The 13,805-nt window shown below is 42.7% G+C and carries 14 protein-coding genes; 8 read left to right on the top strand and 6 right to left on the bottom strand.

Translation table 11 applies throughout. The features are described 5' to 3' along the window. Nucleotides 1-165 precede the first annotated feature (165 nt). Nucleotides 166-438: a YnjH family protein gene (locus tag R7R24_RS18080; RefSeq protein WP_104976467.1), complete on the bottom strand. Its 273-nt coding sequence runs from the start codon at nt 436-438 to the stop codon at nt 166-168. Between the two features lie 319 nt (nt 439-757). Here R7R24_RS18080 and R7R24_RS18075 point away from each other — a divergent pair, with 319 nt between their 5' ends. Beyond that, a complete protein-coding gene (locus R7R24_RS18075) occupies nt 758-1,357 on the top strand; it encodes a hypothetical protein (protein ID WP_191116401.1) in 600 nt (199 codons plus the stop codon). Between the two features lie 74 nt (nt 1,358-1,431). On the opposite strand, the gene R7R24_RS18070 is transcribed toward R7R24_RS18075, so the two are convergent. After that, nucleotides 1,432-2,541: a 1-acyl-sn-glycerol-3-phosphate acyltransferase gene (locus R7R24_RS18070; RefSeq protein ID WP_005385027.1), complete on the bottom strand. Its 1,110-nt coding sequence runs from the start codon at nt 2,539-2,541 to the stop codon at nt 1,432-1,434. Nucleotides 2,542-2,732: 191 nt separating this feature from the next. Between R7R24_RS18070 and R7R24_RS18065 the strand changes: the two genes are divergently transcribed. Next, entirely contained in the window at nt 2,733-3,341 is a 609-nt protein-coding gene (locus R7R24_RS18065) for an AraC family transcriptional regulator (protein WP_170890005.1), read from the top strand. Between the two features lie 119 nt (nt 3,342-3,460). Here the strand turns inward: R7R24_RS18065 and R7R24_RS18060 are convergent, their stop codons facing one another. After that, nucleotides 3,461-3,943, bottom strand: coding sequence for a hypothetical protein (locus tag R7R24_RS18060; protein WP_017635276.1), 483 nt, complete (start codon nt 3,941-3,943; stop codon nt 3,461-3,463). A 14-nt stretch (nt 3,944-3,957) separates the two neighbouring features. Next, on the bottom strand, nt 3,958-4,491 hold the full coding sequence (locus R7R24_RS18055; RefSeq protein WP_053307875.1) for a nicotinate-nicotinamide nucleotide adenylyltransferase: 534 nt from the start codon (nt 4,489-4,491) through the stop codon (nt 3,958-3,960). Nucleotides 4,492-4,669: 178 nt separating this feature from the next. Between R7R24_RS18055 and nadE the strand changes: the two genes are divergently transcribed. Then, a complete protein-coding gene (gene nadE, locus R7R24_RS18050; RefSeq protein ID WP_005375299.1) occupies nt 4,670-5,500 on the top strand; it encodes an ammonia-dependent NAD(+) synthetase in 831 nt (276 codons plus the stop codon). A gap of 100 nt (nt 5,501-5,600) precedes the next feature. Here the strand turns inward: nadE and R7R24_RS18045 are convergent, their stop codons facing one another. Next, entirely contained in the window at nt 5,601-7,418 is a 1,818-nt protein-coding gene (locus tag R7R24_RS18045; RefSeq protein WP_206947055.1) for a hybrid-cluster NAD(P)-dependent oxidoreductase, read from the bottom strand. A 267-nt stretch (nt 7,419-7,685) separates the two neighbouring features. Between R7R24_RS18045 and R7R24_RS18040 the strand changes: the two genes are divergently transcribed. Then, nucleotides 7,686-7,850 (top strand): YqaE/Pmp3 family membrane protein, encoded by a 165-nt coding sequence (locus R7R24_RS18040; RefSeq protein WP_005375297.1) that lies wholly within the window; start codon nt 7,686-7,688, stop codon nt 7,848-7,850. 155 nt (nt 7,851-8,005) lie between these two features. Beyond that, nucleotides 8,006-9,034, top strand: coding sequence for a dihydroorotase (pyrC, locus tag R7R24_RS18035; RefSeq protein ID WP_206947057.1), 1,029 nt, complete (start codon nt 8,006-8,008; stop codon nt 9,032-9,034). 95 nt (nt 9,035-9,129) lie between these two features. On the opposite strand, the gene R7R24_RS18030 is transcribed toward pyrC, so the two are convergent. After that, nucleotides 9,130-10,035 (bottom strand): DUF808 domain-containing protein, encoded by a 906-nt coding sequence (locus R7R24_RS18030; protein WP_206947059.1) that lies wholly within the window; start codon nt 10,033-10,035, stop codon nt 9,130-9,132. 172 nt (nt 10,036-10,207) lie between these two features. Between R7R24_RS18030 and R7R24_RS18025 the strand changes: the two genes are divergently transcribed. The 3 genes from R7R24_RS18025 to R7R24_RS18015 all read left to right on the top strand — a co-directional run bounded on the left by R7R24_RS18025 (nt 10,208) and on the right by R7R24_RS18015 (nt 13,784). Then, nucleotides 10,208-11,128, top strand: coding sequence for a M14 family metallocarboxypeptidase (locus R7R24_RS18025; protein ID WP_005375292.1), 921 nt, complete (start codon nt 10,208-10,210; stop codon nt 11,126-11,128). Nucleotides 11,129-11,889: 761 nt separating this feature from the next. Beyond that, complete coding sequence (locus R7R24_RS18020) at nt 11,890-12,834, top strand: ABC transporter permease (RefSeq protein ID WP_191116398.1); 945 nt, start codon at nt 11,890-11,892, stop codon at nt 12,832-12,834. Then, a complete protein-coding gene (locus R7R24_RS18015; RefSeq protein WP_054578651.1) occupies nt 12,831-13,784 on the top strand; it encodes an iron chelate uptake ABC transporter family permease subunit in 954 nt (317 codons plus the stop codon). Before R7R24_RS18020 ends, R7R24_RS18015 begins: the two co-directional genes overlap by 4 nt. Nucleotides 13,785-13,805: the final 21 nt, after the last annotated feature.

Genomic DNA, 13,805 nt, shown 5'->3' with positions numbered 1-13,805 from the left:
TTAGCATGAGTAGTTTTACAGGCAAAGCCGAAACGGATGATAACCACCTACTGAAGTAGGTGGTTTAGGGCTGAAAATGAAAAAAGCGAGCATGATGCTCGCTTTTTATTTTTCCAATCTCTTAATCTTAAACCGCTCTAAATGAAACAGACAACTTCGGCGCGTTTATTTATCTTTTTTGAACACGACCCACTTTAACGAGCCATTGGTTTCAAAATCGTTCTCAGCGGTACACATCAGTAATACGCCTTCAACATTAATCACGGCCCCTGTGGTGTAGGCTTTATCATCGTAGTAACAGATACGCTGACCTACCTTACCGTCAACAACTATTAGCGCTTTGTTTTCTGGTGTACTGTATGATTTAGCAAAAACGGAACCCGACAGCAGTACTGCAAAAACACCAGCGGTAAAAATAGATACACTTTTTAACTTCATGAAAATCTCCCTCAAACCTCAATAATACTAACAAGGACCCTTGTGAAGTTCTTGGAAGAATCTCATATTATTCAAATATCTACTGATATTTTTCTCACCTCTACACTTGGGTCTGCTTCACATTCAATCATTTAATTTATCTCATTTTAGTAAGCTTGAAGTTACTTAGCTCAGTAAAGAAGCGCACACTTTTAACGTGTATCTCTAATTTGAATATTTAAGTTATGAATCAAAAACTGTGAGCAAAAAATGCATAATAGGTTTATTTAAGTATAAGATAAGCACCTGTTGATCTCGGTATTTAACTAACTCTTTGACTATGCGTTTTGTTTTCCTATGCCTTACTTCAATCCTGCTCTGCTCGTCTCCTTTGGCATATGAGCTAGATTACTATTCTAAGTTTGGTCACATCGATAATTACGGCAATCTTGATCTTAGAAACAAGCCTTACACCCAACTACCCTCTGGCCTAGTGGTAAAGGGCAACTTAAACATCTCACAAACCCCTATCAAAACCTTGCCTAAAGGGCTTGATGTTGAAGGCAGTCTGGAAGCAACTAACAGCGCACTCAAAGTTATTCGCTCAGGAACAAAGATAAAAGGCTATGCAAACCTACTAGGTAGTAAGATCGAAAACTGGCCTAAAGGCATCAAACTAGGCGGTTACCTAAATCTGACAGATACACCGTTAAAAGCGCTTCCAGCTAAACTTCGAGTAAAAGGTGATCTAAGTGTTATTCGCACTCCCATTTCTGAACTTCCTGAAGGATTGGTGGTTGATGGTAATCTTTATATTGGAGGATCAGCGCTGAAAGTATTTCCAGACACAATGACGGTGAAAGGGAATATCTATTTAGGTGGTAACAGGATCACCAAATGGCCTAGCAATTTAACCCTTGGTGGCGCCGTCGCACCTTAAAGAGCAGATAAACAAAAGCCCCGGCAGACCGAGGCTTTAAGGCATTCTGAATCAACAGAGTTCAGTGACGAAAGTTACTCTTGGTTATTCACAGGATTGGCATAGCTCGCCACCAAATAAGGTCTTGCGCCTTCAGGTAGCTGATCCAACTTATCCGCGAGATGACGCTTAACTGCTTCCGTAATGATGCTCGAATCTTCATGCCCAGCAGCTAACAAGTTGATTGGGTACAACTTGTAGTTGTTGTGAATTTGGCGGTCGATTTCACCAGCAAGAGATTCCGGCGTTTCAAACTCTTGCTCAATCACATCACCAAACGCAACATGTACACGGCCTTTATAGCCAACGATACCTTGAATGATGCTTTCAATATCTTCAAATTCGCCTTTTTCATAGCGGCCATTTTCTGCTTTTTCGTACAGCTCTTTTGCTTTGGCAATGTCACATGGATCATTTTCATAGGCAATCGAGACAGGAACGATTTTCAGAGAACGCGTGTACTCACCAAAGCTGATCTTTTGTTTACGACCTTCAACATGGAACATTTTTAAAATCGCAGGATCAGTAAAGTCGTTTCCATCTTTAGCACGGCCTTCCTTTTGGGCAATCCAAATTGAATTGCCAGTATCAAGCGAATGTTTGATATAGCTTGACAGTTGTCCCAATGCTTTCATCATTTCTCTAGGCGCTTTAGCAGAGCGCTTAACGATGAAGCTCTTATTGAGTCGCATCAATTCTGTCGCACATGGCTTCTTCAGCAGGTTATCGCCAATCGCTATACGAACTGTACGGTGCCCACTTTGGTACAAGCCATAATTTACGAGCGCAGGGTCCATCGCAATATCACGGTGGTTAGAAACGAATAGGTATGACGTGTTTTTATCCAGCTTATCCAAACCAGAAAAAGTGACGCCATCCGTTGTCTTATTCAATGTATCTTTCAGATACTTCTTCACTTCAATCTGAATTGCTTCGACAGAATCAAGCTTGCTCCACTTGGCTTTCAGGTAGATGCGCAGGATCGGGCTCATTAGCGTTTTGAACCATGCTGCTTTATTAGCAAAGCGATGTTCTAGGATAGCAGTGATAAATTCATCATCTTGGATTAGACGATCCAGCGCTGCTGGAATTTCTTCGTCGTTGTAAGGACGAATTTCAATATAAGGATCGGTATTGGCTGTCATTGTTCATTACATATCAAAAAAAGCTGGCACATTTTACGCATAGTTTTGCTGACAAGCAGCATTTCAACCCATACTTTTAACATGGTCATACCAGTTAAGCCACCATTTATCATGCTAAAAAATTCTCTCAGCCGGTTGGAATCGTATGGGTTTAACGTTACCCTTAGCGCCAAAAAACACTGGTACTCATAATGAACTACGCAATTGAATTTCACGACGCTAAATACCCCTTTCTTGATGTAGCTGCGCGTAAAAAAGCACTGAAGCACAGTCTACTATCTGTCATCGAAGGGTTAGCCGTCATTAAATTGGGTAAGCAGGAGTATGCCATTGAACCAGGCCAATATTTTTGGATTCCTCAAGGATGTTTGAGCTCCCTCACCTTTTTACCTAATTCTCGTGTATATCGTTGTGATTTTTCTGTGCGTTTAAATGACGACTTCTCACAACAGGCGGGCTTTGTGAAGCCTTCACCGCTACTAAAAGCGCTCGTCGAGAAGCTAGCAACAACTGCCGAACGCTCGGATCTGCAAACCGATCTACTGACAGTAGTAAGACATGAAGTATTGACGCTGTCTCCTAAACTAGCGCACTCAACGTTAACGAGAACCATCAATCAATGGACTCCTGGCTGTGACATGAATATTTCTAAAGAGCTTTGCTTGGTACTAACACTACGTGAAGCAAGAAAAATGAAACTGTCGGGGAAGAAGGAAGAGCAAATTGTTGACTCTCTTTTTGCTGGTAACACCGAAGAATATGAACAGCTTTGCTTTTTAGTCTTTGGAGAAGTGCTATAACTTGCTCTTTAACAAGCTACGTGTTCAGCATTACGTAGAATTACGGACACAGAAAGTAGATTAAAACAAAAAGGGCGTACATTGATAATGTACGCCCTTTTTTCATTTGCTTGAGGTGTCTAGAAAGGTACCTCTATCTGCATCATCCAGTCAGCGTCATAATATTCGTGCCAACGATAATCAAACCGCATTCTTGGCTGTCCGTCGGATTTATCACCAAAACCAACGCTGAACATCAACCCGTGACTACGAAGCCACTCTTCTGTATCCATTTTACTCTCTTCGTCTCGAAGCTCTTCCGGCATCCAAAAACCAAGACCAAAGTAATTCTTTTCTAAGTTTTGAGTTAGAAGTGGGGTGTCTTCCGGCTTAATCGCCCACTCCTCCCAATAGTTTTCTGTTGGTCCTTCAAGCTTCGCTTCCGCTGCATACCAAATCAATGCTTCAGTACTTAACACGCCGATGGAATCTAAAATTTCTTCACAGATAGGAAGAGTGTTATCTTCAAACACCACGGAACGATCAGAAAAATAGTTACACGCGGAATGAGCTTGTGTCACCACAAGCAGCGCACATGCACTAAATAAAACGACTCTGACCATGAAAATCTGACCTCTCAGTTCCCAGACAATGTTTCTCTGTATAAGCCTTTACTAAGTAATAAATCACGTACGGAAGGTGTTGTATAGGCGCCGATATCTTCACCCTCGGCCAATGCTTTGCGAATATCTGTGCTTCTGACTTTTACTTTTTCAGGACATGCCATAACAGTCCAACGTTCCGTAATCTCTTCAGCTCTACTAAATTTAGCAAATTTGAAGAAATTATCAGGACCAATGACAAAAGTTATATCGGCAGTTGGGTAGATTTCTTGAATTTTTTCTAACAACGCATAGGTCGTCACACTTTGTCCAGGTTGGTATAAAGCTTGCTCTGCATCAGAACGCTGAACATTAGAAAGCCCCATATCCTTGATGAACACATCAACCATTTTGCACCGAGTTGGGTAATCAAGCATGTTCTTGCCCCAAGCGTGTGCAATGCTTGGCTCAAGTAGCACAAGATCAAAGTGGCTCAAAGACTCAATAACACTTTTATGCCCTAAACTAGGTGGGTTAAATGCACTACCAAAAATGGCGATTTTTTTCATATCCGGTGATTACCTGGTTGAAGAGAGTTTTCTAATCTGATGATTTCGGTATGATACTACTAATCTTTACAGCTTTTGACCCTAAAGTCGCGTTTAATGAGCCTCAACTGTATGGTTTATCACCATTTGAGCAAATGTGCTTTAGAGTCTGAAATATTTGCAGGAAAAGGAACCCTAAATGGAACAATCCATCCGTGACGAAATGCGCGTACTCCCTTCAATTGATCCGCATTTTGAAATTGAACGCCGTGTCGCTTTTATTAAGCGTAAATTGCAAGAAGCGGGCTGTAAGTCTCTTGTTCTTGGCATCAGCGGTGGCGTTGACTCAACGACATGTGGCCGTTTAGCTCAGTTGGCTGTAGACCAGCTGAACGAAGAAGCGGGCAACAATAGCTACCAATTTATCGCAGTTCGCCTGCCTTATGGGGAGCAAAAAGATGAAGATGAGGCTCAGCTCGCTCTGTCTTTTATCCAGCCAACCCATTCTGTATCGGTGAACATCAAAGCAGGTGTTGACGGGCTTCATTCGGCTTCTCACGTTGCATTAGAAGGCACAGATCTTCTACCAACTGATGCAGCAAAAGTCGACTTCGTAAAAGGCAATGTAAAAGCGCGTGCTCGCATGGTTGCTCAATACGAGATCGCGGGCTACGTAGGCGGCCTTGTTCTTGGTACTGATCACTCAGCAGAAAACATCACTGGTTTCTACACTAAATTTGGTGATGGCGCTTGTGACATGGCACCATTGTTCGGATTAAGTAAGCGCCAAGTTCGTGAAGTAGCTGCTACATTGGGTGCACCTGAGCAACTAGTTAAGAAAGTGCCAACAGCAGACTTAGAAGAGCTTGCTCCACAAAAAGCAGATGAAGATGCCCTAAGCCTAACTTACGAGCAAATCGACGACTTCTTAGAGGGCAAACCTGTTCCACAGCAAGTGAGTGACCGTCTGGTAGCGATTTACAAAGCAACGCAGCACAAACGCCAGCCAATCCCGACGATTTACGACTAAACGATATTTTCGTTCTCTTTAAAACTCAAAACGCTGCTAAAAATAGCAGCGTTTTTTTTGTCTAGGAACAGTTTTTGTCGAAGGACAAAGACGTTCTCGCCTAGTTGGTTACTGTTACATCCGTCTCTGGCACAGCACAACACGCCAATACGATTCCCATTGCACGTTCCTCATCAGTCAACGCGGGCACGTCCGGATGATGTACTTGACCCGACGTAAGCTGAACCTTACACGCGCCGCATAAGCCAGCACGACAGCTATTACTAACAACCTTCCCTGCATCTTCGAGCTGATCTAACAACGTTTTTTGGTTGTTGCCTACGACTTTAGTTCCATTAAAGTCAATAGCGAGACTTTTCTCTGGCTTTGACGTAAGAGAAGAAACTCCAAACGCTTCTTGATGGTAGTTTTCTTCTGGCAGCCCTTTTCTTAGCAGGAGATTTTTCGCTTTCTCCATAAAACCATCAGGACCACACACAAACACTTGGCGCTGTTCAACATCTTTGATTTGCTTAATGTGTGACAAACTTAAACGCCCTTTTAACCCAAACCAATCAACGGCAGGCTGCGTTAAACAGACTTTTACTTCTAGCCCTGGGTGCTCACGCTTTAACTGCTCCAACTCTGAGCGACAAGGAATATCATTTTCGGTCCGACATTGATGGTAGAAAACCACGTTCTCCAACTGATTATGATCCGCTAAGTAACGCACCATTGATAACATTGGTGTTACTCCGCTACCCGCGGAGAGTAACAGCAGAGGCTGCGCTTCATGCGTTTTAAGGTGGAACTGACCGTCAGGTTGTTCTGCCTCTAAAACATCACCGACTTGTAAGTTGTCTAAGAGTGAGTTAGAGACTCTTCCGCCCGCGATACGCTTTACAGAAATAGCATAACGACCCGGACGAGAAGGACTGGATGATAAGGTATAGCGTCGACCCACTTTCTTACTATCAATATTCACCTCTATTGGCAGGTGTTGTCCTGGCAAGTAATTAGGCAACGAACCTTTGTTTGGCTCTAACCATAAGGTCACAAAGTCTTGGGCAATTTCTTCACGCTCAACACATGTAAGCTTCATGCGCACTGGCGAGTTATCTGCGTAAAACTCCGGCTCTTTGTACTCCAATACTTCAACTTTATCGCCTTGACGAATAATGCCTTCATTTCGCGCGACAAGATTCTGGCCAAAGAACACACCACCGACATCGTTTGCACGGAACTGTTGCAAGGTTTTGAGCGGCTCTTTGCTCTCACGGAATGTGCCTCTTTGGGTATTCACCGTAGTCAGGATACAGCGCTCGCAAGGTTTGAGAGACTCAAACTCTACCTCACCAATTCGTATGCGCTTCCATGAATCTTCTTCAAATGGCTTAGTATCAGAGACAACTAAGTTAGTACGAAACTGATCCATTGAGTGTAGCTCTGAACTTCTTCGGTTCAGCTCATCAAGTGAAGCTTGGCTGATCACTAAAACCGGATAACCATCAGCAAAACTGACGTTTTGACCTAGCTTTTCACGGACACGATTCGATTGCTCACCACTAAACAACAACTCAACGCGCTGCCCCAGCACACGACTAAACCAGTCATCTGCATCATCTGTCGTGGTATAGGCAGTAAACGTATCTTTCCAAACCGTTGCAGGTGTCTCCTGCATTTTGAAATCTTGGTAACGGATTTTAAGTGGTTCCATACCCAAACTACTAAACACCACTCCATCGGACAATAAGGCAGACTTAATGGTTACCATTTGCGGATACTTTCGCGCAGTGATCATCGAGCCATCAGCTTTCGCAATCATAAAGCGACGATCGAAGCTCAATCCTTGCTTCTCAACCCATACGGACGACAGCGATAATCCGCCAACTGACTTAACCGGAAAAACATTAATTTGGGATAAAACGGGTTGCGACATGGCCTTCTTCCTACGGGTGTTTTTTATTTGTTGCGGTATTGTATACTCAAATCACATTAAGTTGCAGAGTCTACTGCCTCTTCATCCATCGCAACTTTCTCGAAACCATATTCTTATAAATTTGGTTTTAGTGACAAGTATTTACTACACTCAATATTCGCGTTTTTTAACACCGTTCTGACCAAATACCGTTTGATAAAGTGTGATACGACACACATAATTCACCCAAGTTATCACTACTCCCATTTATCGATTTGGAGCTTAATTATGGATACAAGAAAACTGGTTCTGATTTTGTTATGTATCTTTCTTCCGCCTGTCGCGGTTTTTATGGAGAAAGGTCTAAATAAAGACTTTTTGATTAATCTAATATTGACGTGTTTCTTCTTTCTACCAGGTACGATCCACGCGCTTTGGTTAACAATGAAGTAACCACTTACACTCTCACTCTTTATAAAATTGAAAAATGGGATGAAATATGAGGGCAATTCCTCTATCATCCTGTCGCCTAAGCGCAAGCGTTTGCTCAAAAGCAAATACGGCGCTTAGGCTCCAATCAGACAACTTTTCAATGGTGGGAGCAATTAATGACAACACTGACTATCACTCGTCCTGACGACTGGCACGTTCACTTACGCGATGGGGAAGTTCTTAAAGACACCGTTCGCGACATCAGCCGCTACAATGGCCGTGCGCTGATTATGCCAAATACCGTCCCACCTGTTACTACAACTGAGCTCGCCCTAGCCTACCGTGACCGAATTATTAAAGAGCAACATGGCGAACAGTTTGAGCCTTTAATGGCGCTTTACCTTACAGATAACACGACACCAGACGAAATACGTAAGGCTAAAGCCACCGGAAACATTGTTGCTGCCAAGCTTTATCCTGCAGGCGCTACCACAAACTCAGATTCCGGTGTGACCAATGCGAAGAACATTTATCACGTTTTAGAAGCGATGGAAGAAGTCGGAATGTTACTTCTGGTTCATGGCGAAGTAACACATCACGATGTTGATATCTTCGACCGAGAGAAAGAATTCCTTGATACTGTCCTCGCTCCTATCGTCAATGACTTCCCTAATCTTAAAATCGTACTAGAACATATCACCACCGCCGACGCAGCAAACTTCGTTAGCAACGCCTCAGACAACGTAGCGGCTACCATCACTGCCCACCACCTTCTTTTCAACCGTAACCACATGCTTGTGGGTGGTATTAAACCTCATTTCTACTGTTTGCCAATTCTTAAGCGCGGAACCCACCAGCAAGCGCTGATCGAAGCAGCAACTAGTGGTAGCAAGAAGTTTTTCCTAGGTACAGACTCAGCGCCACATGCGAAAGGGGCAAAAGAATCGGCTTGCGGTTGTGCTGGTTCTTACACTGCACACGCAGCGCTAGAGCTTTATGCAGAAGTCTTCGAAAAAGAAGGCAAGTTGGAAAACTTGGAAGCTTTCGCAAGCTTCAACGGTCCTGATTTTTACGGCATTGCACGTAACAAAGATACGGTAACGTTAGAAAAATCCGCTTGGGATGTGCCAGAAACGATGCCATTTGGCAATGATATCGTTGTGCCTATTCGAGCAAATGAACAGATCGAGTGGAAAGTGAAGTAAGTACTTTACTGACGTTTCACCCATAAAACAGGGTCATGCTTTTTGTAAAAAGAAGTCATGACCCTTGTTATTATCGTCTCATGTTTTAGATGTGATTATTGACCACGAAGCTTTTCAACCATCGTCCATACCGCAACCACAACCAACCCCGCCACAAAGCCGATAATACCGTTCAATAAAATAGGCAAAATGGCTGTAGCAACCGAATAACCACTAAAGTTCATAATAATCGGCTCTACAAAGTGATGAATGGCTGGCACGTTGTGCACCACAATTCCCCCACCCACCAAAAACATCGCAGCAGTTCCTACAATGGTTAACAACTTCATCAACTTTGGTGCAAAAGCGACCAAGGCCCCTCCGACTTTCGCCACCCAACCTTTACCGTTTGAACGACTTTCAAGGTAAAGGCCTAAATCATCTAGCTTCACAATCCCAGCGACTAGTCCATAAACTCCAACCGTCATAATCACTGCAATTAAACTGACAACTGAAATTTGCGTAACAAGACTGGCTCCTGTCACGGTACCTAACGCAATCACGATGATCTCTGCTGAAAGGATAAAGTCTGTTCGAATCGCCCCAGAAACTTTACGCTTTTCATACTCTTCTATCGACTCGCCAGTATTAACTAGCTCCTCTTTTTCTTCGTGCGGATGCGAGTGAGGAAACACTTTCTCAAGTACTTTCTCTGCCCCTTCAAAGCAGAGAAATAAGCCGCCAATTAGCAATAATGGCATGATAAGCCATGGAATAATGGCGCTAATAAGTAAAGCAGAAGGAACCAAAATCAATTTATTTTTGAATGAGCCTTTTGCAACCGCCCAAACCACTGGAATCTCTCGCTCAGATGCAACACCAGACACTTGTTGAGCGTTTAACGCTAGATCATCTCCCAACACACCTGCGGTTTTCTTTGCCGCCATTTTTGACATTAAGGCGACATCATCAAGCACCGTGGCAATATCATCCAACAGTGTGAGTAAACTTGCTCCAGCCATTTTTGGTCTCTTATATGAAATTGAGTAAGTAACAAAATGTAACACCAATGAATCACTCATCAAAGTGATGATTTTGCAAAGAAGACCACCCCAAATGGTGTTTTATATTGCCGTAAAGATAAGACAGGTCTAGTCTTGTGATACCTTTCAGCAGTCAAAAGAAAAAGTATAGATGAAAAGTGGATACATTTACCCGATCGGTACTCCTGGCCAACCTTGGAACGAAGAAGAACGTAAAGCTTGGTTAGCAACGCAAGAAGTAAAACGTAGCTACCAAGATGAAGTCGTCAGTAAAATCGATGCCCTACGCGAGCGTTTTGATGTTGAACAATATGGTGCGCTCTCATACAACGAGGCACGCTTCCCTCTGTTTTGTATCAAAACACGCAATTGGGATTCAACTAAACCTGTTGTGTTGGTCACAGGCGGCGTGCACGGTTACGAAACCAGCGGTGTACATGGCGCATTAAAGTTTGTAGAAACAGAAGCAGAGCGCTATGCAGAGCATTTCAATATTGTCGTTGCACCCTGCGTAAGCCCTTGGGGTTACGAGGTGATCAACCGCTGGAATCCAAACGCGATTGATCCAAACCGCTCTTTCTATAAGGATAGCCCTGCCGAAGAGTCCGCTAACCTCATAAAGCTAGTTGCAACTTTAGGCGATGTGTTAATGCACATTGATCTACATGAAACGACAGATTCTGACGAAACTGAGTTCCGTCCAGCCTTAGCTGCTCGTGATGGTATTGAGTACATTGAAGGTATGATCCCAGATGGCTTTTACACGGTGGGAGATAGTGAAAACCCTCAGCCTGACTTCCAAAAAGCGGTCATTGAGTCAGTTGCAAAAGTGACTCACATTGCACCAGCAGATGAAAACGGAGAAATCATTGGTTCACCCGTCGTACAGTTTGGCGTTATCAACTACCCAATGGTAAAACTGGGCCTGTGTGGCGGCGTAACAAATTGCGTTTACGGCACGACAACGGAAGTGTACCCAGACAGCCCAACGGTGACCGACGAAGAATGCAACGATGCACAGGTTGCAGCCGTAGTTGGTGGTTTGAATTACGTACTAAGTAAGCTCGAATAACACAGGTTAACAATAAAGCAACTGACGATGTCTTTGAATTGTGAATCAGCTTTACTTTGCTCCAAAAGCAAGTTGAGACATTAATCCGCTAGTTTATTAGAAATTACCGCATTAACATCGCTAACACTGAAGATGCGAAGCATCACGACTTTATGACGCTATTTTAATGCGGTATCTAATAAATCCTAAAATACAAACGACATCTAGACATCATCGTCACTACTAACTCCTCTTCCTGAACAAACTATCGTCATACCATTTAAATCAAACCTCAACCAACGAGCTTCTGAAGCGAAAAACATCCTTAAACAATAAGAAAGCTTAATGCTCTTTGGCTTTATTTTTTAACCACTTACCCAAAAGCACATGCATTAGCCATTGCCTTGTTTTTTATACGCGATTGATCTTTTTAGAGAAACATATATGAACCTCATTGCTTAACCGAAAAAACAAAGATATAATGAAAATAATTATCATTTGTATTTTAATTTTAAATCGAGAACCTCTTTCTCTTTGCATTGAAAGCGGCACTTTTCTTTTGCTAGTTAATCCAGTTTTAAAGCCAAATCAGCACGTTGAATTTTTAGGTATGGCCTAGTGATACTTTGAGGGCTGGATTGTGACCTTAATGTTTATAAAAAATAACTTGGTTATGTTTTGTTGGAATTTAGAACCTATATGCGAATAGATATTCATTATTCGTATTCCATCCCCAAGTCATAAGTTAAGAGAAACTCATTTTATTTTGGGGCAGATTCTGTATGAGTATTCACGTAGTAAGCCTGTTTTTTATACTGTGCTTAACTTCAATTTTCGTCGGCGCAAACCAACTAGATTGGTCGTTATTGCTGACCATGGATGACAAAGCTTGGCTACCGATTACTGCTAGCAGATTACCAAGGCTAATCGCACTAATTCTTACCGGATCTGGTCTCGCAATATGTGGTGTTATTCTTCAACATATTGTTAGAAATCGTTTTGTTGAGCCGGGCACCACAGGCGGTATCGATGCGGCAAAGCTCGGTATTTTGGTATCTATCGTCATGCTTCCATCCTCAGACAAGCTTGAACGTATGCTCTTCGCCGTACTATTTTGCTTCGCCGCTGGCCTTATCTACATTGCCATCGTACGAAAAATTAAATTCAGTAACTCTGCGTTAATACCTGTGATTGGGCTTATGTTTGGTAGTGTAATAAGTGCTATAGCGGAGTTTTATGCTTATCAAAACAACATCTTACAGAGTATGTCCGGTTGGTTAATGGGAGATTTCTCCAAAGTGGTCCAAGAACACTATGAAATAATTTTCTTGATTTTACCCATCACCCTACTGACTTACTTATATGCACATAAGTTTACTGTGATGGGAATGGGCGAAGATGTTGCGTCCAACTTAGGAATTAATATTGCGTTCACTGCCGCCTTGGGTCTAATGCTAGTTTCCGTGACAGTTGCTATAACAGTGGTGACCGTAGGTGCCATTCATTTTATCGGTTTAGTCATACCTAACCTAGTCGCACTAAAATATGGCGATCACCTTAAAAACACCCTACCAATCGTTGCACTAGGCGGCGCTTCGTTACTTATTTTTTGCGATGTCATAGGCAGAGTTGTTGCCTTTCCTTTTGAAGTCCCAATTGGATTAACAGCCAGTGCTATCGGGGGAGTCATGTTTCTTGTGTTTCTTTTGAAAGGAGCACGAGTATGAGATCACATTACTCAAACATGCGAGTGAGCATTATACTCGTTTGCATACTGTCTATCGCCTTTATCTTTACAAGCTCTGGGTGGGATTTTGATTACGTCATCCCTAAGAGGCTGATTAAACTTGGTGCCATAGTTATTGGGGGCAGCTGCGTGGCCATCTCTGCTGTTATTTTCCAAGCTTTAGCTGGTAATCGTATTCTTACGCCATCCATTATGGGATATGAGTCGGTTTATCTGGTTTGGCAAACCCTACTCTTATTACTAGGGGGCACTTCTGGCATTGCTACATTAGGTGTTGTCGGTAATTTCGCTGTCTCTGCAATACTCATTCTGTTGTATTCCTTAGCGATTCAATCTTGGGTACTCAATAGATTTAAACATGACATGCACCAAGTTCTGCTGATTGGCTTTGTTTTGACAATGGTGCTGACAACTCTTGCTCAATTTATCCAGCTCAGAATAAGCCCTGGAGAATTCTCTATCCTTCAAGGGCTCAGCTATACCTCGTTTGCGCGAGCGAAACCTTCTACGTTACTTTTTTCCAGTATTGCGTTAAGCGTTTTGGCACTCTTTGCTAACAGATGGTCACGCGAGCTAGATGTGATAGGTCTAGGTCGAGACCAAGCGATGTCATTAGGACTAAATGATAAGCAATATGTACCAAAGTTCTTTGCTGTAATCGCCATTTTAGTAGCAATTTCGACGAGCTTGATTGGCCCAACGGCTTTTATGGGAATTTTTATTGCCAATATTGCTTATTCCGTTACTAGCGCACCGAACTACAGACACATATTGCTCGTTGCTTGTGCTATTGCAATTGTCATGTTCTTGTCTGGTCAACTTCTGGTAGAGCACTTATTTAACTTTAAAACCACCGTCTCTATTTTGGTGAATGTCCTTTGTGGGGGATATTTCCTAGCCATCACGATAAGAACAAGAAGCCAAATATGAAAACTGTTACTCGCCTGTTTA

This window comes from Vibrio sp. 704 (genome assembly GCF_033339295.1).
The sequence above is the reverse complement of the archived record's forward strand: the minus strand, read 5'-3'. Positions and strand labels throughout refer to the sequence as shown.

Coding starts and splice junctions, on each gene's coding strand:
- R7R24_RS18080 (WP_104976467.1), bottom strand. CDS start 438: ATGAAGTTAAAAAGTGTATCTATTTTTACCGCTGGTGTTTTTGCAGTA.
- R7R24_RS18075 (WP_191116401.1), top strand. CDS start 758: ATGCGTTTTGTTTTCCTATGCCTTACTTCAATCCTGCTCTGCTCGTCT.
- R7R24_RS18070 (WP_005385027.1), bottom strand. CDS start 2,541: ATGACAGCCAATACCGATCCTTATATTGAAATTCGTCCTTACAACGAC.
- R7R24_RS18065 (WP_170890005.1), top strand. CDS start 2,733: ATGAACTACGCAATTGAATTTCACGACGCTAAATACCCCTTTCTTGAT.
- R7R24_RS18060 (WP_017635276.1), bottom strand. CDS start 3,943: ATGGTCAGAGTCGTTTTATTTAGTGCATGTGCGCTGCTTGTGGTGACA.
- R7R24_RS18055 (WP_053307875.1), bottom strand. CDS start 4,491: ATGAAAAAAATCGCCATTTTTGGTAGTGCATTTAACCCACCTAGTTTA.
- nadE (WP_005375299.1), top strand. CDS start 4,670: ATGGAACAATCCATCCGTGACGAAATGCGCGTACTCCCTTCAATTGAT.
- R7R24_RS18045 (WP_206947055.1), bottom strand. CDS start 7,418: ATGTCGCAACCCGTTTTATCCCAAATTAATGTTTTTCCGGTTAAGTCA.
- R7R24_RS18040 (WP_005375297.1), top strand. CDS start 7,686: ATGGATACAAGAAAACTGGTTCTGATTTTGTTATGTATCTTTCTTCCG.
- pyrC (WP_206947057.1), top strand. CDS start 8,006: ATGACAACACTGACTATCACTCGTCCTGACGACTGGCACGTTCACTTA.
- R7R24_RS18030 (WP_206947059.1), bottom strand. CDS start 10,035: ATGGCTGGAGCAAGTTTACTCACACTGTTGGATGATATTGCCACGGTG.
- R7R24_RS18025 (WP_005375292.1), top strand. CDS start 10,208: ATGAAAAGTGGATACATTTACCCGATCGGTACTCCTGGCCAACCTTGG.
- R7R24_RS18020 (WP_191116398.1), top strand. CDS start 11,890: ATGAGTATTCACGTAGTAAGCCTGTTTTTTATACTGTGCTTAACTTCA.
- R7R24_RS18015 (WP_054578651.1), top strand. CDS start 12,831: ATGAGATCACATTACTCAAACATGCGAGTGAGCATTATACTCGTTTGC.